Origin of the sequence: Polaribacter batillariae (genome assembly GCF_017498485.1) — a bacterium.
Lineage (GTDB): Bacteria > Bacteroidota > Bacteroidia > Flavobacteriales > Flavobacteriaceae > Polaribacter > Polaribacter batillariae.
In genome coordinates this window covers 1707401-1730269 of sequence record NZ_CP071795.1, presented here as the reverse complement: position 1 = coordinate 1730269, position 22869 = coordinate 1707401, and the positions used below count along the sequence as shown (strand labels likewise).

At 30.3% G+C, this 22869-nt stretch carries 24 protein-coding genes; 17 read left to right on the top strand and 7 right to left on the bottom strand.

Annotated elements, in window-relative coordinates; genetic code table 11:
• The first annotated feature begins 4 nt into the window (after positions 1-4).
• Together JL193_RS07535 and JL193_RS07530 are read left to right on the top strand one after the other, a co-directional pair.
• On the top strand, positions 5-382 hold the full coding sequence (locus tag JL193_RS07535) for a TraR/DksA family transcriptional regulator (RefSeq protein WP_207973417.1): 378 nt from the start codon (positions 5-7) through the stop codon (positions 380-382).
• 64 nt (positions 383-446) lie between these two features.
• Positions 447-1142, top strand: coding sequence for a hypothetical protein (locus JL193_RS07530; protein WP_207973198.1), 696 nt, complete (start codon positions 447-449; stop codon positions 1140-1142).
• A 44-nt stretch (positions 1143-1186) separates the two neighbouring features.
• On the opposite strand, the gene JL193_RS17155 is transcribed toward JL193_RS07530, so the two are convergent.
• The 7 genes from JL193_RS17155 to JL193_RS07510 all read right to left on the bottom strand — a co-directional run bounded on the left by JL193_RS17155 (position 1187) and on the right by JL193_RS07510 (position 5497).
• A complete protein-coding gene (locus JL193_RS17155; RefSeq protein ID WP_243456866.1) occupies positions 1187-1441 on the bottom strand; it encodes a hypothetical protein in 255 nt (84 codons plus the stop codon).
• A gap of 41 nt (positions 1442-1482) precedes the next feature.
• Positions 1483-2151 carry a hypothetical protein gene (locus JL193_RS17150; RefSeq protein ID WP_243456865.1) on the bottom strand — a complete coding sequence of 223 codons (669 nt, stop codon included), beginning with the start codon at positions 2149-2151 and terminating at the stop codon, positions 1483-1485.
• Positions 2152-2177: 26 nt separating this feature from the next.
• Positions 2178-2489, bottom strand: a complete 312-nt coding sequence (locus JL193_RS17145) for a hypothetical protein (RefSeq protein ID WP_243456864.1) — start codon at positions 2487-2489, stop codon at positions 2178-2180.
• The gene (locus tag JL193_RS17140) at positions 2486-2722 is read right to left on the bottom strand and encodes a hypothetical protein (protein WP_243456863.1); all 237 of its coding nucleotides are present in this window, start codon (positions 2720-2722) and stop codon (positions 2486-2488) included. The genes JL193_RS17145 and JL193_RS17140 overlap by 4 nt, the downstream gene beginning before the upstream one ends.
• A 135-nt stretch (positions 2723-2857) precedes the next feature.
• A complete protein-coding gene (locus tag JL193_RS07520; RefSeq protein ID WP_207973197.1) occupies positions 2858-3718 on the bottom strand; it encodes an ABC transporter ATP-binding protein in 861 nt (286 codons plus the stop codon).
• A gap of 3 nt (positions 3719-3721) precedes the next feature.
• Positions 3722-4120, bottom strand: coding sequence for a hypothetical protein (locus JL193_RS07515; RefSeq protein ID WP_207973196.1), 399 nt, complete (start codon positions 4118-4120; stop codon positions 3722-3724).
• A gap of 54 nt (positions 4121-4174) precedes the next feature.
• A complete protein-coding gene (locus JL193_RS07510) occupies positions 4175-5497 on the bottom strand; it encodes a serine hydrolase domain-containing protein (RefSeq protein WP_207973195.1) in 1323 nt (440 codons plus the stop codon).
• Between the two features lie 215 nt (positions 5498-5712).
• On the opposite strand from JL193_RS07510, the gene JL193_RS07505 reads away from it, so the two are divergent.
• The 15 genes from JL193_RS07505 to JL193_RS07435 all read left to right on the top strand — a co-directional run bounded on the left by JL193_RS07505 (position 5713) and on the right by JL193_RS07435 (position 22728).
• Positions 5713-6693, top strand: coding sequence for a sensor histidine kinase (locus JL193_RS07505; RefSeq protein WP_207973194.1), 981 nt, complete (start codon positions 5713-5715; stop codon positions 6691-6693).
• Entirely contained in the window at positions 6690-7394 is a 705-nt protein-coding gene (locus JL193_RS07500) for a LytR/AlgR family response regulator transcription factor (protein ID WP_207973193.1), read from the top strand. Before JL193_RS07505 ends, JL193_RS07500 begins: the two co-directional genes overlap by 4 nt.
• 48 nt (positions 7395-7442) lie before the next feature.
• On the top strand, positions 7443-8060 hold the full coding sequence (locus tag JL193_RS07495; protein ID WP_207973192.1) for a lipoprotein signal peptidase: 618 nt from the start codon (positions 7443-7445) through the stop codon (positions 8058-8060).
• 276 nt (positions 8061-8336) lie between these two features.
• Positions 8337-8624 (top strand): hypothetical protein, encoded by a 288-nt coding sequence (locus JL193_RS07490; RefSeq protein ID WP_207973191.1) that lies wholly within the window; start codon positions 8337-8339, stop codon positions 8622-8624.
• 94 nt (positions 8625-8718) lie between these two features.
• Entirely contained in the window at positions 8719-9225 is a 507-nt protein-coding gene (locus JL193_RS07485) for a ferritin (RefSeq protein WP_207973190.1), read from the top strand.
• 733 nt (positions 9226-9958) lie between these two features.
• Positions 9959-11113: a homogentisate 1,2-dioxygenase gene (locus JL193_RS07480; protein ID WP_207973189.1), complete on the top strand. Its 1155-nt coding sequence runs from the start codon at positions 9959-9961 to the stop codon at positions 11111-11113.
• 346 nt (positions 11114-11459) lie between these two features.
• Positions 11460-12623, top strand: a complete 1164-nt coding sequence (gene hppD, locus JL193_RS07475; RefSeq protein WP_207973188.1) for a 4-hydroxyphenylpyruvate dioxygenase — start codon at positions 11460-11462, stop codon at positions 12621-12623.
• 124 nt (positions 12624-12747) lie between these two features.
• Positions 12748-13665, top strand: a complete 918-nt coding sequence (locus tag JL193_RS07470; protein ID WP_207973187.1) for a tryptophan 2,3-dioxygenase family protein — start codon at positions 12748-12750, stop codon at positions 13663-13665.
• A 102-nt stretch (positions 13666-13767) separates the two neighbouring features.
• The gene (locus JL193_RS07465; protein WP_207973186.1) at positions 13768-14538 is read left to right on the top strand and encodes a DUF3108 domain-containing protein; all 771 of its coding nucleotides are present in this window, start codon (positions 13768-13770) and stop codon (positions 14536-14538) included.
• Between the two features lie 125 nt (positions 14539-14663).
• A complete protein-coding gene (locus JL193_RS07460; RefSeq protein ID WP_207973185.1) occupies positions 14664-15941 on the top strand; it encodes a peptidoglycan DD-metalloendopeptidase family protein in 1278 nt (425 codons plus the stop codon).
• A gap of 4 nt (positions 15942-15945) precedes the next feature.
• Positions 15946-17514, top strand: coding sequence for a glucose-6-phosphate isomerase (gene pgi, locus JL193_RS07455; RefSeq protein WP_207973184.1), 1569 nt, complete (start codon positions 15946-15948; stop codon positions 17512-17514).
• A 217-nt stretch (positions 17515-17731) separates the two neighbouring features.
• A complete protein-coding gene (locus JL193_RS07450; RefSeq protein WP_207973183.1) occupies positions 17732-20485 on the top strand; it encodes a TonB-dependent receptor in 2754 nt (917 codons plus the stop codon).
• 100 nt (positions 20486-20585) lie between these two features.
• On the top strand, positions 20586-21008 hold the full coding sequence (locus tag JL193_RS07445) for a hypothetical protein (RefSeq protein ID WP_207973416.1): 423 nt from the start codon (positions 20586-20588) through the stop codon (positions 21006-21008).
• 2 nt (positions 21009-21010) lie between these two features.
• Complete coding sequence (locus JL193_RS07440) at positions 21011-21739, top strand: lysophospholipid acyltransferase family protein (protein WP_207973182.1); 729 nt, start codon at positions 21011-21013, stop codon at positions 21737-21739.
• A gap of 5 nt (positions 21740-21744) precedes the next feature.
• Positions 21745-22728, top strand: a complete 984-nt coding sequence (locus JL193_RS07435; protein WP_207973181.1) for an acyl-ACP desaturase — start codon at positions 21745-21747, stop codon at positions 22726-22728.
• The last annotated feature ends 141 nt before the right edge of the window (positions 22729-22869 follow it).

Sequence of the window (22869 nt, the reverse complement as noted above, 5' to 3'; positions counted from 1 at the left end):
GATTATGCCAGGTGTTAAAGTAAAATATTCGGATGAAGATTTACAAGAGTTTAAAGAAATTATCGAAAAAAAAATAGCAAGAGCCCAAGAAGATTTGGCCTTATTAGAAGCATCTTATAAAAATGATGCCAATAATGGTACAGACGATACTTCACCTTCTTTTAAATCTTTTGACGAAGGTTCTGAGGTAATGAGCAAAGAAGCCAATGTACAATTAGCGATTAGACAAGAAAAGTTTATTAGAGACCTAAAAAATGCCTTGTTACGTATAGAAAACAAAACGTATGGTGTTTGTAGAGTTACTAAAAAATTAATTCAAAAAGAGCGTTTAAAATTAGTACCCCATGCAACCTTAAGTATAGAGGCAAAACGCAAACAATAACGATAAAAAAGCTTCCTTTTAAAATTTTTAGAACGGAAGCTTTTTCTTTAATTCTTCCATTCTTATGGCTGTTCGAGTTTTACTAAAATTAAACAACCTGTTAATTAAAAGTAGAAAACACAGTATTATAAGAATTTTTTTATGCATATTATTATTTTCTAGTGTTACTTTTTCTCAAAAAAAAGCAATAAAAAAATTTCAAACAATTTTAAAAAATATAGAAGTTGCTACAGCTGGTTTAGACGATTTGGTGCTAGAGAACTCCACTTCAGAATTTATTGAAATTTATTTGTACTCAGAAAACCCGAATAAAAATCATATTATTTTTGAAGAAGAATATGGTGTTGTAAAAATTCGGTTTAACATTCCTTCTTTTGAAGCCGAAGATAAAATTTTTAGAAAATATATTACCAAAAGGCTTAATAGAGCTAGTGCCATTGTAAAGATTCCTAAAAATAAAAACCTTACTATTTTCGGAGAAAATATAAACATAACTTCTAAAAGTTACGATGGAAATTTAAAAATTTATATCGAAAATGGAATTGTAAAATTAAATACGATAAAGCAGAATGTAGATGTAAAATTATATGCAGGTAACGTGTTTGCAAATGCAAAAAAAATAAATTTTAATATCGTTTCTAATACGGGTAAAATACAAATCGATGGTATTTTTTATAAAAAAGAGTACAAAAAAATAATTGCTTATACTTCTAAAAAACTTAGAATTACTACGATAATAGGCAATATTTATATCGATTAAAAAGTTTAAATCACTTCACAAAATAATTTTTAGTCATAAATTAATTATAAATACTTTTTTAAAAAAATGGTTGCTCCAAAAAATATTAGAATTAATACTAAAGGAGTATGCATATTTACGAAATCATTTTTTATTGCGCCAAAATAATCAAAGAACGGAATTTTATTGATATTCGCATAAGTCACTAAAAAGAAAACAACTTCAAACAGTTTTTTACCTTTTATAATTTGACCTAAAATAACAGATGCAAACACTAAAAACGTAAATCCAACAATAATAAAAGCTGCTTTTATATACAAAAAATTAAATCCTAATTTTATAATTAGTGGAGACGAAATTATTAAAAAAAATAAAAGACTTGCAATAATTTTTGATGCAAAAATCCTTTGAATTGGTTTGTAAGAAGATTCAGAAAACAGATGTATATTAAAGGTTTTTTCTTGTGTAGAGATATCCGAAATTCTATGCACCTGTAAAACCATAAAATTGGTAAAACAATGGTGTGTGCAATTTCTAAAGCTAAAACACCTAACAAAACCATTCCAATAATATTAATAAACCATAACCATTTTTTGCCTTTTCTTACTAATAATAGAAATTCTGTTTTAATTAACGGAAAAATAGAATAATTGGTTTTTGTGGCGATTAATTCCGATAAGTTTACTTCTTTTACAGGTTCTTTTAAATGGATAATTTTCTTTTTTTTCGAAGACTTAAGTTTCTTTTTCAAAGAAAATCGATGAAATAACAGAGAAGAGATGCCTACTAAACCAATTGCTATTATCATCCAAATAAATCTACTGATTATAAATAGCGATGAAAATTGAACCCCTTTAAATTCAAATTTATTGGCTTTTTTGGTATTTCCTAAAACATAACCAATGCTTAAATCTGTATTTTTATCAATTTGAGTAATTGTTCTAACTGTATCTTCTAATTGATGCATGACAACTTTACTTCCAAAAACGTCTAAAGCAAATTCATTTTTATTTTTAGGAGTAAATGCCATCAATACGCAAAACAACAAGAAGAAAATTACATTTTGTAAAACAGCATATTTTGCAAATAGTATTTCAAAAAATACAGCCAAACTTGCAACAAAAACATCGCTGGAATTGTAATGATTGCATAAGGTTTTATAAAATTAACTATTTGAAAAGGATAACCATCGTTATATAAAAAGAAGAGTACAATACTCATTATAAAGATGATAAAAACAATGGTTAAAAGTAAAGTAAAGTTGCTAATGGTTTTAGAAATTAAATACATAAAATTAGAAGTAGGCGTAGCTGCAATTATTTGACCAACTTTGGTTTCAACATCATTTTTAATACCACTATTTATCAAATAAAACCAATTAACGACAAGAAAATACTGCTCATAATTGCGGTTACATAACCAAACCAAGCAGAATTATAATATCCTACATAATCGCTAATTCTTATAGTAGAATAATTAGCATTTGGTTCTGGTACAAATGTGTAGGCAATTGCCAAACTCGCACAAAGTGTAATTAGAAAATTGTAATTTCTAGTACGTTGTAAATAATCTAGTTTTATAATGTTTAAGAATGGTTTCATAAGTTTTGTTTAATGATGAGTAATTCCTAAATGAATTTTGTCTGAAAAAATGCTGCTAATGCTACTAAAGTTAGCATTATGATAGATAGTATGATTAATAAATTACGTGTTGATTTTTTCATTTGAATTATAAATTTAATTTTTATTTAAAAACAAGTAAGCGTCTTCTAAAGTTGCGCTCTGCTTTGTAGAATTTTCAATAGGAGTATTAGAAATGTATCTAACCTTTAATTTCCCATCGATTCTTGATGCATTTATTATAGTAAATTTTTCTTTGTAACTAGATAGTAAATCTGCATCAATAATGGTTTCAAAAACGGCATCCTTAACTTGGCTAATAATTTCATTTGGATTGCCATATTCAATTAGTTTACCATTTTTCATAATAGCAACTTTGTCTGCAATTGTATCAATATCAGAGACAATATGTGAAGATAATATTACAATACAATTATTTGCCAAGTAAGAAATTAGGTTTCTAAAGCGTACTCTTTCTTCTGGATCTAGACCTACTGTGGGTTCATCAAACAAAATAATTTTTGGATTATTTAAAAGTGTTTGTGCAATACCAACTCTTTGTTTCATTCCTCCAGAATAGGTGCCAATTGGTTTTTTTGCATTTTCGATTAAGTTTAGACCTTCTAATAATTGTGTAATTTTAGTCTTTAAATTCTTACCTCCAATACCTTTCATTGCAGCCATATACTCTAAAAATTCGTAGGCATTTAAATTTGGATATACCCCAAAATCTTGAGGTAAAAACCCCAATTTTTTGCGCATATAATTGGCATCTTTTACAATGTTGTTTTTGTTTAAAGTGATGCTTCCGGAGCTAGGTTTACTAACAGTAGCAATCATTTTTAATAAGGTAGATTTTCCAGCACCATTGGCGCCTAATAAACCTAAGATTCCTTTTTCAATATGTATTGAAAAGTCTTTTAATCCATATTTTTCTTTGCTGTATTTTTTAGATACGTTTTGTATTTCTAAATGCATAAACTACGATTTAGGTTTTACTCTTTCTAAAATAGTTTCATAACCATTTTGAGAATACTTCAATCCATTTTTATTGCCTTCAATCCATTGAAAATCAACCCCTCTTTTAGGTTCAGATAGTGTATTTTTATTCTTTGGCAACAATGGGTCTTTAGAAAATTCTGTAATAATGTACATTTTCCCTTTTTCTTCCACAATATCTAATATAAAATTGGCTTCCACCATTTTGTATTTACCAATAAATTTTTTAAAATTTGGGGATTCTACTTTAGTAGTTTCGGTTTTCTTTTTTTGCACAGTTTCCTTTTTTATTGCAACGGTTTCTGCATTTTTTGTTTGACTAAATGCACTTGTTTGAAGGAACAGTAATGCTAAAATTGTAAGTTGTTGTAAAGTGTTCATAATGTTTAAAATTTGGTTATTATACGTATTTGATGTTTATTAAAATGTAAATTTTTATTTCTTTGGTTTGATGCGGTTTATAGTAGTTTCGAATCCATTTTGATTGAATTTTAAGCTATCTGTATTTCCATCTATTTTAGATAAAACTACTCCAACAAGTTTATCAGAAACAGAATTTTTATCTTTTTGAGCAAGTTCACTTTTGACTCCTTGAGCAGCAACAACAATGTACATTTTGTTGTCTTCGAGAATGATTTCTAGTTCTAAATTGGCTTCCTTAAGTAAATAAGTTCCTGTATATTTTTTGAAATTATTAAGGTCAACACTTTTAAAATCTTCGATAGGTTTATTGTTTAAAAAACTTAATAAATCTTTACGAATACTCGCTCTAGAAGGAATGGAGATATTATTAGAAAACATCATAAATAGGTTTTTAGTTGCTGGGTTGTATTGATTTCTAAAAGAGTAACCAATATTGTTGCCTCCATGACCAAAATAGTTTTGATTTTCGAATTTAGATTTAAATATTCCCAAACCATAAGTTTCATTACCAGATTTTAACATTAATTCTAAAGATTCTTTTTTCAATAGTTTTTCAGTTTCAAAAAGAGCGCTATAAAATTGTTCCATATCATATAATGTAGAAGCTACACTACCAGCAGCATAGGCAACATTTGCAAAAAATTGATAGTCTAAATATTCCGAAACATCTTTATTTTCGTGGTATGGAGTTGCTAAATTTGGTAGGTTTTTGTGTAAATAAGGATGTGTATTTTTTAGTTGTAGAGGTTCAATAATACGTTCCCTAAGAATATCAAAATAGCTCTGATCGGTTATTTTTTCAAGAATTTTACCTAATAAAAAATAATTGGTATTACAATAATTGAATTTACCCACCATTTTAGGATTATTCTTTTCTATTTTCTGAAGTAAGTTTTCTTGGTAAACAGCATCTTCTTTAGCGAAAAAAATTTCCACTATATTTTTGCCAATAACTTCATCTAAACCACTTTCATGTGTTAGCAATTGTTGTATTGTTAAAGAATTATCTACATTTTTTATTGGTTTAAGATATGTTCCAATAGAATCAGATAGTTTTAGGTTGCCTTTTTCTTTTTCTTGCAAGATTAGAATTGCTGTAAATGTTTTTGTAGCACTACCAATATTAAAAAGACTATGCTCAGTTAAGTGAAAATTACCTAAACTTAGTGTGCTTCTTTTTCCATCTTTTTTAACCAATATAGCAATACCTTTGTTTTGTTCTTTTAAAGAAGTATTATATTTCTTAGATAAAATTTCTAATGATTTGTTTTGACTAATTGTTATTGTTTGAATTGATAAAAATGCTAAAAGCATTAGTTTTTCTAGAGTTTTCATTTTATTTGTTTTAAAATTGATATCCCAAAAGTGATAAAGATGTTAGGATTTAAAAAAAAAGAATGACGAGTGTAATTAGTTTAAGGATGTACTAACAAAAACACCATTATCATTAAAAAGAAGCTATTCGCATTAAAAAAAGTATCTTTTGTCATTAAAAAAAGTACTTTTAATATTGAAACTCTATTTTTGGAGGAAGTTTTAAAATCAATAAAATGGGAAAATTAGATAACTGGATAGATAACAAAATTGTACAAAACCTCTTTATCTGGGTTTTTCTATTCATTATATTTACGATGGTAATTCAGGCAGAAAATAGGTTGTTAGCATCATTGTTATTTATTGCTTTTATTGCGCCTCCAGTTTATATTAATAATTTAAAAATTTTACCTCTTTTTTTTAATAAAAAAGTAAAATTAGCAGTAGTCTTATTTCTATTAAATGTTTGTTTCTTTTCTTTTTTGGTAGTTGCTTTTTTAAGTAATGGTTTTAAAAGGTTCGAACTTAAAATGTTGTTAAATGCATTTGGAGCCTTGTTATTAATTTTAATTTTTGGAATAGCACTAAAGTTGGCAAAAGAAAGTTTTACCAGAAGGCAGCAAGAAAAAGAAGCCGAATTAAAATTGTTAAAAGCACAATTAAACCCGCATTTTTTATTTAATACTTTAAATAATTTATACGGTTTGTCTGTTATAAAATCAGATAAGTTGCCCAATTTAATGCTAAAATTATCGGATTTATTACGTTATAGTTTGTACGAAACATCAACAATTTTTGTGCCTTTAGAAAAAGAAATTAAATATTTAGAAAACTATATTGCTTTAGAAAGAATACGATTAGAAGATAAAGCAGATATTATTTTCGAAGTTTCGGGAGCTATAGAATCACTAAAAATTGCACCCATGTTATGCATTGTTTTTGTGGAAAATGCGTTTAAACATTTGGGAGTTTTAGAAAACGGAAAATCGTCTGTATCTGTAAAAATTGTAGTAAATAGTAACGAAATTTATTTTAGTTGTACCAATACAGTTGAGGTTTTTCAGATAGAGAGTAGTTACCAATTAGAAAAAGGAAAAAGCGGTATTGGTTTGCAAAATGCGAAAAAGAGATTGGCTTTATTGTACCCTAATAAACATCAACTAAGAATAGAGAAAACAGAAAGTTTATATTGTGTAACGCTAAAACTAGACCAATGAAAAATCTAAATTGTATTATTGCTGATGATGAGCCAATTGCACGTCAAATTTTAGAAAATTATATAGTATCCATTCCATATTTAACTTTAGTTGCTCCCTGCAAAAATGCGTTTGAAGTTTTAGAAAAATTACAAGAACAAGAAGTAGATATTTTATTTTTAGACATTAACATGCCAAAATTATCTGGCTTAAGTTTACTAAAAACACTTCAAAAAAAACCGAATGTAATTATTACAACTGCCTATCCAGAATATGCAATTGAGGGTTTTGAGCTGTCTGTAACAGATTATTTGGTAAAACCTTTTTCTTTAGAGCGTTTTATGCAAGCTGTGCAGAAAGTTTCAAGAAATAAAGTTTCAGAAACTATTGTTATAAACCAACAAGAGCAAACTGCAAAAAGTATTTTTATAAAAAGTGATAAAAAAATTCTAAAAATTAATTTTGATGAAATTTATTACGCAGAAGCTTACGGAAATTACGTAAAGATTTTTACAGATAAAATGATTTTAACACCACAAACCCTATCCGATTTTTTACAAAAACTTTCTTCCAATTTTATTAGAATTCATAAATCGTATCTCATCAATTTTAATTATTTAAAAATGATAGATGGCAACCAAATTATACTTCAAAATGAGGCAAAACTTCCGATAGGAAAATCCTACAAAAAAGAACTTTTAGAGAGAATAGATAATCGCTAAATTATTCTGAATAATATTGTTATTTTTGCAAACACAAATTCAACAAAAATGTCAAGAAAGACACTGGCAATACTTACGGTTTTAATTGCTATTATTGTAGATCAAGTTATAAAAATCTATGTAAAAACACATTTTGCTTTAAATGAAGAAGTAGTTGTTTTCGATTGGTTTAAAATCCATTTTACCGAAAATAACGGAATGGCAATGGGTATTGAGTTTGGTGGAAAAGCAGGGAAACTATTTTTAACATTGTTTAGAATTGTGGCAGTTGTCGCAATTATTTATTGGTTAAAAAGCACCATACATCGTGTGGTTAATAAAGCAGTTATTGTAGCAATTGCACTAATTTTGGCAGGAGCAGTTGGCAATATTATAGATTCGGTTTTTTATGGGATAATTTTCGACGACTCTTACCACAAAGTAGCCACCTTATTTTCCGACAATCCTTACGGAACGTTGTTTCATGGAAAAGTTGTAGATATGTTTTATTTTCCACTTTGGCAAGGTGTTTTGCCAGATTGGATTCCGTTTGTAGGTGGAGAAATGTACACGTTCTTTCAGTATATTTTTAACCCTGCAGATGCCTATATTACCATAGGTGTTGTTTTACTTTTTATTTTTAACAAACAAGCTTTTCCAAAAGAAGACAAAAAAATAGCAGAATAACCAAGCTTGATATATAAAAGTTTGATTTATAACAGTGTTATAATTGCAGAAAAACAAAACCCATTTGGCTAAATATTTTGTATATAAGTCTGCGAAACACGAAAGTCAACTCCATGTCGTTATTTCAAATTTAATTTGTAATTAGTGTTTTAGTGTGCTTATTTTTTTATTAGCCGTTAATGGATTTTTTCTATTATTAACAGTAGAATATTTTATCTAATCTCTTTTTTTAAGAAATTATTTTTATTTATTCTAAATAAGATTTATATTTGCAACATGGAAATGTTAAGTGACGTAACTTTTAATATTCAACTTAAAAGACATACTTTTTGCAACTATCGATTAAAGATAGATCAAAAAGTAATGGCAATTACTTTTCCTCAATTATTACAATTGCGTAATAAAATAAATCAACTTACCGAATATCAAAAATTAGAAGAAATCATTCGAAACGAAAATTTTGTTTTGTTATTTATTGCAGACAGAAAACATTTGGTATTTTTAGATATTCCTAAATTATTAGACTTAAAAGAAGAAATTTCATACGCGTTTTCGAACTTTTAAAACTAAAAATATCTTTATTTAGACTGCTTTTAAATTTTTTTACCTTAACAAAGCAACCACTTTTTAATGTACCTTTGTATAAAAACAAGATATTATGAAAACAGCAATAAGAAGACAAATGACCATTCATCCAGAAGTTATGGATGCTTTAAACGATCAAATCGCTTTAGAAATGCACGCATCTGCCTCTTATTTAGCAATGGCATCTTGGTGCGACCAACGCGAATTATTAAACAGCAAAGCTTTTTTCTACAAGCAAGCAGAAGAAGAAAGACAACATGGAATGAAGATTTTTAACTTTATAAACGATGCTGGAGGTGCTGCAATTTCGCCATCAATACCAGAAGTTAATAACGATTTCGAAGGATTAAGAGAAATTTACGAAAAATCTTTAGACCAAGAAATACACGTAACACAATCTATTTACAAATGCTTTAAACAAGCAAGAAAAGTAGATGATTTTGCATCAGAAGTATTTTTACAGTGGTTTGTAAACGAGCAAGTAGAAGAAGAAGATACCGTAAGAAGCATTTTAGATGTTTTTGAATTGATGGGCGATATGCCATTAAAAATGATCGACGAGCGTTTACCAACAGCGTAAAACGGTTTCTAAAAATAGTAATAAGAGGCTGTCTCGAAAGTATTAAAATTTGTCATTTCGATTGTAGCTTAGAAATCTTATTTATTGAATTTCAGTATTTTAGATTTTTTAACTTCACTCAAAATAACAGTTAAATTTACTTTTGTGACAGCCTCTTTTTAATCGAAAAGAATTCCTCGAGACGATGTCCCGAGTATTGTTGGTTTCAAGAAATTCTTTATGCCAGTTATTTTTGGAAATTACTGGAAAAGAAATGAACGATTTTTTTTCTTAATATAAAGAAGAAAACGAAAGCATAGCCTTAGCCACGGTTTTTTATTCTTAAAATAGAAAGGAAAAAAGGCGATTTATTACAGGATTTTCAAATGGTAAATGGTATTACCGTACAAGAAAATAATAATTTTTCCTAGCAAGTAAAAAAGGGTGTTTTTTACAGAAATTTCAAACAAGAAACGCTATAAGTTCAATTTATAGGTCGTATTCATATCACTTAAAAGAAAATCCTTCTACTTTTTTGTATATTTGAACAACAAACGAAATCGATTGAAATGTATTCAGATTTATTAACACACTTAAAATTTCTCATAAAGCGAAATCCAGAATAAGGCTTCTTTCAGTCATTGTTACTTTTCGACTTTTCTCAAAGTAAACTCTGGCAACAATCTCAATTTAAAAAAGAACAATTATTCACAAGATTCTTGTTTTTATAAGAATTACAAATTAATAAAAAATTATGCCTTTTTATCATAAATTAGGAAAAATTCCACCTAAAAGACACACACAATTTCGTAAAAAAGACGGTAGTTTATATTACGAACAACTGTTTGGTACTATTGGTTTCGACGGAATGTCCACCAACAGCTATCACGAACACAGGCCAACAATGGTCAAACACATTGGCAAACAATACTCAGTAAAACCAAAAATTGCCAAGGCCAATAACATTCAATCTTATCGTTTTCGTGGCTTTCAAGTACCACCAGAAAACGATTATTTAGAAAGCAGAAAAGTTGTTTTAACAAATTCAGATTGTAATATTACTCTTGCAGCACCAAAACAATCTACCAAAGATTATTTTTATAAAAATACAGATGCAGACGAAGTAATTTTTATCCATAAAGGAACAGGAAAATTAAGAACACATTTAGGAAATATCGATTTTAAATACGGAGATTATTTAGTAATTCCACGCGGAATAATCTACAAATTAGATTTCGACAACGAAAATAACCGACTTTTTATCGTAGAATCATATTCGCCAGTTTACACACCAAAACGTTACAGAAACTGGTTTGGTCAGTTATTAGAACACTCGCCATTTTGCGAACGAGACTTAAGAAGACCACAAGAATTAGAAACCTATAACGAACTTGGCGATTTCCTAATCAAAGTAAAAAAACAAGGCGAAATTATAGAAATGACCTATGCTTCACATCCTTTTGACGTTGTTGGTTACGATGGATATAATTTCCCCTATGCATTTTCGATTCACGACTTCGAGCCAATCACAGGACGAATTCATCAACCACCACCAGTGCATCAAACCTTCGAGACAAATGCCTTTGTAATTTGTAGTTTTGTACCACGTTTGTACGACTATCATCCAAACTCAATTCCTGCACCTTACAACCACAGTAATATCGATTCAGATGAGGTTTTGTATTACGTAGATGGCGATTTTATGAGCAGAAACGATATCGATCAAGGGCATATTTCCTTACATCCAGCAGGCATTCCTCATGGGCCACACCCTGGAGCAACAGAACGCAGTATTGGGCATACAAAAACCGAAGAATTAGCAGTAATGGTAGATACTTTTAAACCTTTACAAGTAACAGAAGAAGCCATGAAAATTGCCGATGAAGATTATTATAAAAGTTGGTTATAAAAGCCCATCCGAACCTTCCCAAAAAGAAGGAGTGAGCAGCCTACTCAAAAATTATGTTTTCCATGCTGCTAAATAGTAAACGTTCATTAAAATATAAATTATAAGAAGCTATTTCCTGCTTTCCATTATATCTTTTTTTGCCATAAATGGAAGCAAAAAAAGGATGTCATTTCAATCAGGGCTAAACTTGTTTGGAAACGAATTGCTTTAAGAAATAAAAACTAGCTCCTTTATCAGTAACAAAGACCTCACAGGTTTTCAAAACCTGTGAGGTCTAAAAAGAACAAACAGTAACAACTCAGAAAGTGTTTTTAAACCCTTTCTGGGTTAAAAAAATATACACAAAATGAGTAAAAAAGATATAAAATCAGTCAATTACGGATTAGAAAAAATATTCGAAGGAGCGCAAGATTTCCTTCCATTGTTAGGAACAGATTATGTAGAGTTTTACGTGGGTAACGCAAAACAAGCTGCACATTTTTACAAAACAGCATTTGGTTTTCAATCATACGCATATCGTGGGTTAGAAACCGGCGCAAAAGACTCAGTGAGTTATGTTTTAACACAAGATAAAATCAAAATTATATTAACAACTCCACTAAATAGTAAATCGCCCATAAACAATCATATTGTAAAACATGGCGATGGCGTTAAAATAGTGGCACTTTGGGTAGAAGATGCCAAAAAATCGTACGAAGAAACCATTTCACGTGGCGCAAAATCTTATATGCAACCCACTGTCGAAAAAGACGAACATGGAGAAGTAGTAAGAGCAGGAATCTATACTTATGGAGAAACCGTACACATGTTTGTAGAACGTAAAAATTACAATGGACCATTTTTACCAGGCTTTAGAAAATGGAAATCTGACTACAATCCACCAACAGCCGGATTAAAATACATCGATCATATGGTAGGTAATGTAGGATGGAACCAAATGAACAAATGGGTAAAATTCTACGAAGACGTTATGGGGTTTGTTAATTTTTTATCTTTCGACGACAAGCAAATTCATACAGAATACTCTGCCTTAATGAGTAAAGTAATGTCGAATGGAAATGGGCGAATAAAATTTCCAATAAACGAACCAGCAGAAGGGAAAAAACGTTCTCAAATAGAAGAATACTTAGATTTTTACGAAGGCGCAGGCGTGCAACACATTGCCATGGCAACAGACGATATTATTAAAACTGTTTCGCAATTAAAAGCAAACGGAATCGAATTTTTATCTACACCACCAGAAGAATATTACAAAGCAGTTCCAGGAAGATTAGAAGAATTTAGTCACGAGTTAACAGAAGATATCGAAAAACTAAAAAACTTAGGAATTATGATAGATGCCGATGAAGAAGGCTATTTACTACAAATTTTTACAAAACCAGTAGAAGATAGGCCTACCTTGTTTTTCGAAATCATACAAAGAATGGGCGCCCGAGGTTTTGGCGCAGGAAACTTTAAAGCACTGTTCGAATCTATAGAAAGAGAACAAGCAAAAAGAGGAACTTTATAGAAAGTTGGCTGTTTTTTAGTTTGCAGTAATTAGTAAAAAATATTTTACAGACCTCACAGGTTTTTAAAAACCTGTGAGGTCTTTTCTATAAAACTATTATATCTTTGTTTAACAATCAACAAAAATGAACAGAGACGAAATATTAAAAGCAATAGAAGAAAAATACGATAAGCTAGGTGTTCCAGTAAATGCCATGTTAGAAGGTTTGTTGCACAGCACACCAATTACGTATTGGGATTATATTCAAACAGATGCACTCTTAGGTTTGCAAACGCCAAGAACTACACAACCAGACGAAATGGTGTTTATCATGTATCATCAAGTAAACGAATTACTGTTTAAAATGGTACTTTGGGAAATAGATCAAGTCGCAAAAACGGTGCAAGTTACTGCAGATAAATTTTCGATGCACTTAGGCAGAATCAGCAGATATTTCGACATGCTTTGCAGTTCTTTTAATGTTATGGCAGATGGAATGGAAAAAGAGCAATATCTAAAATTTAGAAACACATTAACACCTGCAAGTGGTTTTCAATCAGCACAATATCGAAAAATTGAATTTGCATCCACAGAACTCATTAATTTAATTGATGCACGTTTTAGAGATCATATCGATAGAAACTCGTCATTTAAACATGCCTACAATCATTTGTATTGGCAAGCAGCTGGTAAAAATTATACAACTGGGCAAAAATCCACTTTACTAAATCTTTTTGAGAAAAAATATATTGGAGATTTTATCGATTTTATGGAAGATTATAACGACATCAACCTCTCCAAAAAGTTTAAACAATTGCCAAAAGAAGTTCAAGAAAACGAAGATTTAATAAAAGCAATGCGTCATTACGATTATACCGTAAATGTAAAGTGGGTAATGGCGCATTACAATGCCGCTGCAAAATATATTGGCGGAAAAGAAAAAGATTTAGAAGCAACAGGAGGTAGCAATTGGCGAAAATACATGCATCCAAAATATCAAAGAAGAATATTTTTTCCTTATTTATGGACCCAAGAAGAATTAAAAAATTGGGGAACCTTTTAAATTTTAAGAAAACGTTAAAAAGTCATTTGCAAATTATGCGTGAATAACTTTTTTCTTTTTTGGAATGGTAATTGTCGTAACTTTTTTATAAGTTTGACAACTATGAAAAAAAATACAATACTAGTACTCGTTTTATTTTTAACTTTCTTTGGATTTTCACAGGAAGAAAAACACGCCTTTAAAAGTGGAGAATCGCTTCGTTATAAAATGAGTTACAGTGGTTTTTTTAGAGCTGGAACTGCAGTTTTAGAAGTAAATGAAACAGAGTTAAATGGAAAAAAAGTGTTTCATACCAAAGGCTCTGGATGGACATCTGGAATGATAAAATGGTTTTTTAAAGTAGATGATGTTTACGAATCTTATTTCGATAAAAAAGAAGTAAAACCTTATTTATTTAAAAGAAAAATAGATGAAGGTGGTTATAAAAAACACAGAAACACCTCTTTTAATTATACTTCTAACAAAGCTTATGTTCAAGACTTTATAAAACAAAAAGACACTTCTGTTGCTTTTTCGAATGTACAAGATATGTTATCTTCTTTTTACTATTTGAGAAATCAAGATTTTAAAAATATGAAAAAAGGAGACGAAATTGCCATCGATATGTTTATGGACGCGCAAATTTATCCTTTTAAGCTTCGTTTTTTAGGAAGAGAAGTTTTAGATACAAGATTTGGAGATGTAAATACCTTAATTTTTAGACCACTTGTTCAATCTGGACGAGTTTTTAAAGCAAAAGAAAGTGTTACCATTTGGATTACAGACGATGCTAATAAAATTCCAATTAAATTAAAAGCAGATTTATCTGTAGGTTCTTTACGAGCAGAATTGGAGCAGTATAAAGGGTTGGCAAACCTGTTTAAAACAAATTAAGAATGTACTTCTTGTAAAATTATAAAAACTTTAACGAATCTATTATTAGAACTTAGTGGGTTAGATTTAAAATAAATCAATTTTATTTGTACTTTTGGGCAACTTATAAAATTACACCCATTTTTTTGAAAAAAGCACTACACCTTTTATTGTTTATAATTGTTTTTTCAGCATGTAATACTGATAAAAAAAAGCCAGTTCCAACATCTAAACCCGTAAAACCAAAACCGGTTTACAGGTATGGTTATAAAATTAACGATTATAAAGTAATTCAAGACACCATAAAAAGTGGCGAGAGTTTTGGGTATATATTAGATAGACATCATGTTAGCTACCCAAAAATTAATAATATCGCGACATCCATTAAAGATATTTTTGATGTTAGAAGAGTAAGAGCAGGCAAGCCTTATACGATTTTAGCAAGTAAAGATTCTTTAGAAGAAGCAAAAGTTTTTATTTACAAAAACGATAAAATTCGAGCGACAGTTGTCGATTTTTCAGACTCTATTGTAAAAGCACACACCTTTTTGCAACCCATAAAAACGGTAGAAAGAATTGTAGAAGGTAAAATATATTCTAACCTTTCAAATGCCATGGATAGTTTGCATTTATCGCCAAATTTAACCTACACGATAGCAGATATTTATGCCTGGACGTTAGATTTTTACAAACTTCAAAAAGGAGATTCTTTTAAAATTATTTTTGAAGAAAAATTTATAAAAGACTCTTTATTCGCAGGTTATGGCAATGTAAAATCGGCTGTTTTTAAACACAATAATCAAGACCTGTATGCTTTTCGTTTTGTGGCAGATTCTGTAAAAGGCATCCCAGAATATTACGACGAAAATGGCAATATGTTAAGAAGCCAATTCTTAAAATCTCCTATAAAGTTTCAATATAGAATTTCATCTAGATATAATTTAAAAAGAAGAATCGCATATTATGGTTACAAAGTTAAACCTCATAAAGGAACAGATTTTGCAGCAAATATAGGCACACCAATTATAGCTACTGCAAGTGGTACAGTTATAGAGTCTAGAAGAAAAGGAGGCAATGGAAATTATGTGAAAATAAAACATAATGGTACTTACGCTACACAATATTTGCATATGAAAAAGCGCAAAGTAAAAAAAGGAGATTACGTAAAACAAGGGCAAGTAATTGGTACTGTTGGTATGACAGGAAATACAGGAGGCCCTCATGTTTGTTATCGTTTTTGGAAAAATGGAAGACAGGTAGATCCTTTAAGCCCAAAAACAAAATTACCAGAAGCAGAACCATTGCATAAAAATATAAAACCAAGATTTTTAAAGTTTATAGAACCTTTAAAATATCAATTAGATTACAATCAATTACCTACAAAAGAGCCTTCAAAAATCACAGAAGAAATTGCACAAAATTAAAGAAATGGCATTAAAAAACATCAATCCGACCCAAACAAATGCGTGGCAAAAATTAACAAATCACTTTAATGATGTAAAGAATATCAATATTAAAGATTTGTATAAAGATGAAAATAGAAAACAAGATTTTTCTATAGAATTTAACGATTTATTAGTCGATTTTTCTAAAAATAGAATCACGCAAGAAACCATTGATTTATTAGTAGAATTAGCCAAAGAAGTCGATTTAAAAGATGCGATTGAAAAGCAATTTAGTGGAGAAATTATTAACGTTACAGAAGGTAGAGCAGTGTTACACACAGCTTTAAGAAGCACTACTGAAACCCCAGTTTTGGTAAACGGAAAAAACGTAAAACCCCAAATACAAACTGCTTTAAGAAAAATTAGAAGCTTTAGCAACAAAGTTATTTCTGGAAAATGGAAAGGATTTACAGGTAAATCGATTACAGATATTGTAAACATTGGTATTGGTGGAAGCGATTTAGGCCCAGATATGATTGTAGAATCGTTACAATATTATAAAAATCATTTAACAACACATTTTGTCTCAAATATAGATGGAGATCACGTTTCAGAAATTATAAAAAAACTAAACCCAGAAACAACGTTATTTGTAATTGTGTCTAAAACATTTACCACGCAAGAAACCATTACAAATGCAGAAACCATTAAAAATTGGTTCTTAAAATCGGCAACAATTTTCGATATTCCCAAACACTTTGTGGCGGTTTCAACAAATTTAGAAGCAGTAGATAATTTCGGAATAGACAAAGCAAACGTTTTTCCAATGTGGAACTGGGTTGGAGGTCGTTTTTCTTTATGGTCTGCAGTGGGTTTGTCTATCAGTTTATCTGTCGGATTTGATAATTACCGAGCTTTATTAGATGGAGCAGAAGAAATGGATGTGCATTTTAAAAATACAGATTTCGATAAAAACATTCCTGTAATTTTAGCCTTATTAAGCATTTGGTATAATAATTTTTATGGAGCAGAAACAGAAGCAGTTTTACCTTACACACAATACTTAAAAAAATTACCAGACTATTTACAACAAGCCATTATGGAAAGTAATGGGAAAGGAGTAGATAGAAATGGCGATAAAATAAACTACCAAACAGGTACCATTGTTTGGGGTAGTACAGGTACCAATATGCAACACGCATTTATGCAGTTGGTGCATCAAGGAACCAAATTAATTCCTGCCGATTTTATTGGTTACAAAGAATCTTTATACGGTTTAACAGATCATCATAAAAAATTAATGGCCAATTATTATGCACAAATGGACGCTTTGGCTTTTGGTAAAACCAAAGAAGAAGTACATTTAGAGTTAAAATTTTCTGGCGATAAAGATAAAGTTGCAAAATTATTACCCTTTAAAGTCTTCGAAGGAAACCGACCAAGCAATGCAATTCTTTTTGATAAACTTACCCCTCGTTCTTTAGGTAAATTAGTCGCTTTATACGAACATAAAATCTACACCCAAGGCATTCTATGGAATATTTACAGTTACGACCAATTTGGTGTAGAATTAGGTAAAGAATTAGCAAAAAAACTATTAAATAAACAGTAATTAGTTGTTTTTAAAATAAAGTTTTTAAAATAGTAACCTTTTTTTCATTTTGATTGATAAATTTATAGATATGTAATTTATTGATTGTCAGATAATAATACTTATTTTAGCGATTTTAGATATCTTAATTTTTTGTTAAAGCTTAACATTAAATTAACATTATAAATGGGTAAAAGAAAGAATTTTGCAGAAAATTAAAATAATCTAAAATTTAAAAATGAAACATTTTAAAAACTTATTATTTGTACTGTTATTTTTTGTAACGGCGACAGTTTTGGGGCAAACAAAACTTACAGGAAAGGTTGTAGATGAAACCAACCAACCATTACCAGGAGCTAGTGTTGTTGTAAAAGGTACAACAAACGGTACATCAACAGATTTTGATGGGAATTTTACTTTAAGAGCAACAACAAACTCAGGAACAATTGCAGTTTCTTTTATTGGTTACAAAACAAAAGAAGTTGCTTTTTCTTCTGCAAAAGCAAGCTTAGGAACTATCAAACTTGAAGAAGACGCAAATTCTTTAGAAGAAATAGTTATTAAAGGAATTATTGATATTGCTAAAGATAGAGAGACGCCTGTTGCAGTTTCTACTATTAAGGCTTCTGAAATTCAAGAAAAATTAGGATCTCAAGAATTTCCTGAAATTTTAAGTAATACACCATCAGTTTATGCAACAAAATCTGGAGGGGGTTTTGGAGATGCTAGAATTGATATTAGAGGTTTTTCTCAAGAAAACATTGCAGTTTTAATTAATGGTGTTCCTGTTAACGATATGGAAAATGGAAGAGTTTTTTGGTCTAACTGGGCAGGTTTAGCAGATGTTACCACAGCTATGCAAGTACAAAGAGGTTTAGGTTCTTCTAAACTAGCAATTTCTTCTGTTGGAGGTACAATAAACATCGTAACAAAAACAACAGATAAAAAACAAGGTGGTACTGTTATGTCTTCTATTGGGAATGATGGGTACTTTAAAAACTTAGTAAGCTACTCAACAGGTAAAAATGAAAATGGTTTTGCAGCTTCAGTTTTACTTAGTAGAACTGCTGGAGATGGATATGTTGATGGTACTCAATTTGAGGGCTATAACTACTTTATTGGTTTAGGATGGGAGTTAAATGATAATCATGACTTACAGTTTTTATTAACAGGCGCTCCCCAAACACACAATCAAAGAACCACGAGTTTTTTTAACATGGCCACTTTAAGTGATTATTTAAGGTATGGAAAAAAATACAACTATAATCATGGTTATTTAAATGGAAAGGAGTTTAATTGGAGAAAAAACTTTTATCATAAACCTTTAACCTCTATTAATTGGAACTGGAATATCAATGAAAAATCTTCTTTAACTACATCTGCTTACGTATCTTTTGGTAGAGGTGGAGGAACAGGTGATATTGGTCGTTTAGGTGGAAATTTTGCAAGCTCAAGTAGATTTAGAGATCCTAATACCGGTTTAGTACAATGGGATGAAATCGTAAAAGCAAATTCTGGACAAGGGGGTAACTTTGCAAGTGGTTACTCTTACGCTAATTCACCAGATCCTACAACTGGTACTTTTATTGTAAATGACGACGGACTAAGAAGCACAGATATTCCTGCAGGTTTAGAAAGAAGAAATGGATTTATTAGAAGAGCATCTGTTAACTCTCACAATTGGTATGGTTTATTATCGAACTACAATGTTGAATTAAACGAAAACTTAAGCTTAGATTTTGGTATCGATTTACGTTCTTATAGAGGTATCCACTATAGAAGAATTGATAATTTATTAGGGGCTGATGGTTATCGTGATAATGATAACATTAATAAACCTTTAAATACATTAACAACTGAATATTCTTCTGACTTATCAAGTCAATGGAATGTATTTAGAGATACTGATGATGAAGAAAAAATCAACTATCACAATGACGGTAAAGTACGTTGGTTTGGTACTTTTACACAATTAGAGTACAAAAAAGATAATATTTCTGCTTTTGTTCAAGCTGCAATTTCTCAACAAGGATATAAGAGAATTGATTTCTTTAACTATTTAGATTCAGATCCAGCCCAAGAAACTAATTGGCAAAACTTTATTGGTGGCAACATAAAAGCAGGTCTTAACTGGAACATTAATGAAGTACATAATGTATTTGGTAACATAGGGTACTACTCTAAACAGCCATTTTTTGATGCAATCTTTTTAAACTTTAGAAACGATATAAATCCAGATGCTGTGAATGAAAAAGTATTTGGTGTAGAACTTGGTTATGGTATTAAATCGGAACGATTTAAAGCAAATGTAAATGTTTACAGAACGCAATGGAAAGATAGATTTGTTTTCTTTGGTTTTGAAAACGCTCAAGGAGAAGAAGGTAATGCTCAATTACAAGGAATAACTCAATTACATACAGGAGCTGAGTTAGATTTTACTTTTGATGTTACAGATCAGGTAAGGCTTTTAGGTACAGCCTCAGTTGGTAATTGGAGATATAAAGATAGAATTACTGGTACTGCATTTGATGATTTTCAAAACCCAATAGGAACTATTGATTTAGATGTAGAAGATGTAAAAGTAGGCAACTCTCCACAGTCTATTTTTAGAATAGGTTTTGATGTAAAACCGTTTGAAAACTTTAAAATAGATATTAATCAGAGATTTAACGATAGATTATTCTCGGCATTAGTAATTGACGACTCTTTAAGTGATGATGCAACAACTTTAGATCCAGCAATTGAACTACCTGGTTATTCTTTAACAGATTTAGGACTTTCTTATAAATGGAACCTTACAGAAAGTCAATCAATTAATTTTAGATTAAATGTTAATAACTTATTTGATGAGGAATATATTGCTGAATCTGCTACGAATTACGAAGTAGGTAGAAGAGGAAATTTTGAGACCTATAGAGGAATCAATACAGATAACAAATTGTTTTTTGGTTTCGGAAGAACATGGAACTTTACAGCTCGATACAACTTTTAATATAATTTTATATTTAAATCAAGAACCACCTCAACAGAGGTGGTTTTTTTATGCATAAAAATTAGTAACTTTGTAAGAACTAATAAAACGAACTATTATGATGAAAGATGTGCACTCTTACTGGGCATATTTAGTACTGGCAATTTTAATATTTACAGTAATAAATGCAATTATTGGATTAACGCAAAAGAAACCATTTAAAGACAAAGACTTGCGTTTAGGTTTGTTTACCCTTATTGTCTCTCATATTCAACTTTTAATAGGTTTAGGATGGTATTTTATGTCTCCTTGGTATAAAGCACTAAAAAATGATGCTGGAGGAGCTATGGCAGATAAAACGACAAGATTATTGGCAGTAGAACACCCAATTGTTATGATTTTAGCCATCGTTTTAATCACAATAGGCTGGTCGAAACACAAAAAGAAAGCAACAGATGCAGCAAAATTTAAAACATTTGCCATCTTTTACGGATTTGCGTTGTTACTAATACTTTCAAGAATACCTTGGAATAACTGGTTATAAGAATGAAAATAGTAAGTTACATGCTATCACCAATCTTTGTATTGGTGTTTTTTTTATTGCTAATTATCTTTCATCCATTACAATGGTTAAGTTTAAATATATTTGGTCATAAAGCACACGATGCAGTTGTTGCTGCTTTAAACTTTTCCCTAGTAAAATCGATGCTAATAATTGGAGTTCCAATAAGACTGATTAACAAATACAAAATACCAGAAGATACTTCTGTCATATTCGTATCAAACCATCAATCTACGTTCGATATTCCGCCAATAGGATGGTTTTTTAGAAAACAACACCCAAAATTTGTCGCAAAAATCGAATTAGGAAAAGGCATTCCAAGCGTATCTTACAATTTAAGAAATGGAGGTGCAGCACTAATCAACAGAAAAGACCCAAAACAAGCAATTAGCGAATTGGTAAATTTTTCAAAGAGAATCAACAAAAATAAATGGGGAGCCATTATTTTTCCAGAAGGTACAAGAAGTAGAAATGGCAAACCCAAAAAATTTGCTATTAATGGCTTAAAAGTAATCACAAAATATAATAAAGAAGGCTATATTGTGCCTTTAACCATAAATAACTCGTGGAAAGTTTTTAAATACGGAAAATTTCCACTAGGTTTAGGTAGCCCAATAACCATTACCACACACGAGCCAATAAAAATCGGTTCTTTACCGTTTGAAGAATTATTAGAAAAAACAGAAAAGGTAATTAAAGAACACATAAAATAAAATAGATGTCCACAATTAAAAATATTAGAAAAGAAGTAATGTTGCAGCTAGAAAAAAGCATGAATACCTTTATGGAAAGGTATTTAATTCCTGCAGAAAAAATCTGGCAACCAACAGACTTTTTACCAAACTCGCAAAAAGATTCGTTTATTACCGAAGTCGAAGAAATAAGAGAAATCTCTAAAGAATTGCACGACGATTTTTGGGTAGTTTTGGTAGGAGACACCATTACAGAAGAAGCCTTACCCACCTACGAATCTTGGTTGTTAGATTTAGACGGAGTAAGCCAAGACCCAGACAACAGCTGGGCAAAATGGGTAAGAACCTGGACCGCAGAAGAAAACAGGCATGGAGACACACTAAACAAGTACTTGTATTTATCGGGTCGTGTAAATATGCGAGAAGTAGAAATTTCTACACAACATTTAATTGCAGATGGTTTCGATATTGGAACCTCTACAGATCCCTACAAAAACTTTGTATATACAACATTTCAAGAATTGGCAACCTATGTTTCTCATAACAATGTAGCAAAAATAGCACGTAAAAAAGGCCACAAAGCCTTAGCAAAAATGTCTAAAATTATTGCTGGAGACGAAATGCGTCATCACCAAGCATACGCACATTTTGTAAAAGAAATTTTTAAAATCGATCCAAGTGAAATGATGTTGGCTTTCCAACACATGATGAAACATAAAATCGTAATGCCAGCAATGCATTTGCGCGAATCTTTTGGCGCAAAAGGCAGTTTATTCGACGATTTCTCTGCAGTAGCCCAAAGAATAGGCGTTTATACAGGTTTCGATTACGTAGATATTTTAAGAAAATTAAACACCATGTGGGAAATTGATAAGATTACAAACCTTACCCCAGAAGCAGAAAAAGCGAGAGATTATCTAATGAAATTACCAGACAGAATGTACAGAATTACAGAAAGAATTGTAATTCCAGATACCAAGTTTAATTTCAAATGGATGATTCCTGCATAGTTTTATTAGGAGCTATTTCCAGCTTTCACTACTCGCTTTTTTTATTCAAAAAAGAATAAAAAAGAGCTCAAACAAACCGTTCAATCTGGGCTAAACTTGTTTGCAAACCAATAGAATAAAAAAGAATTTCTATATTTTTTA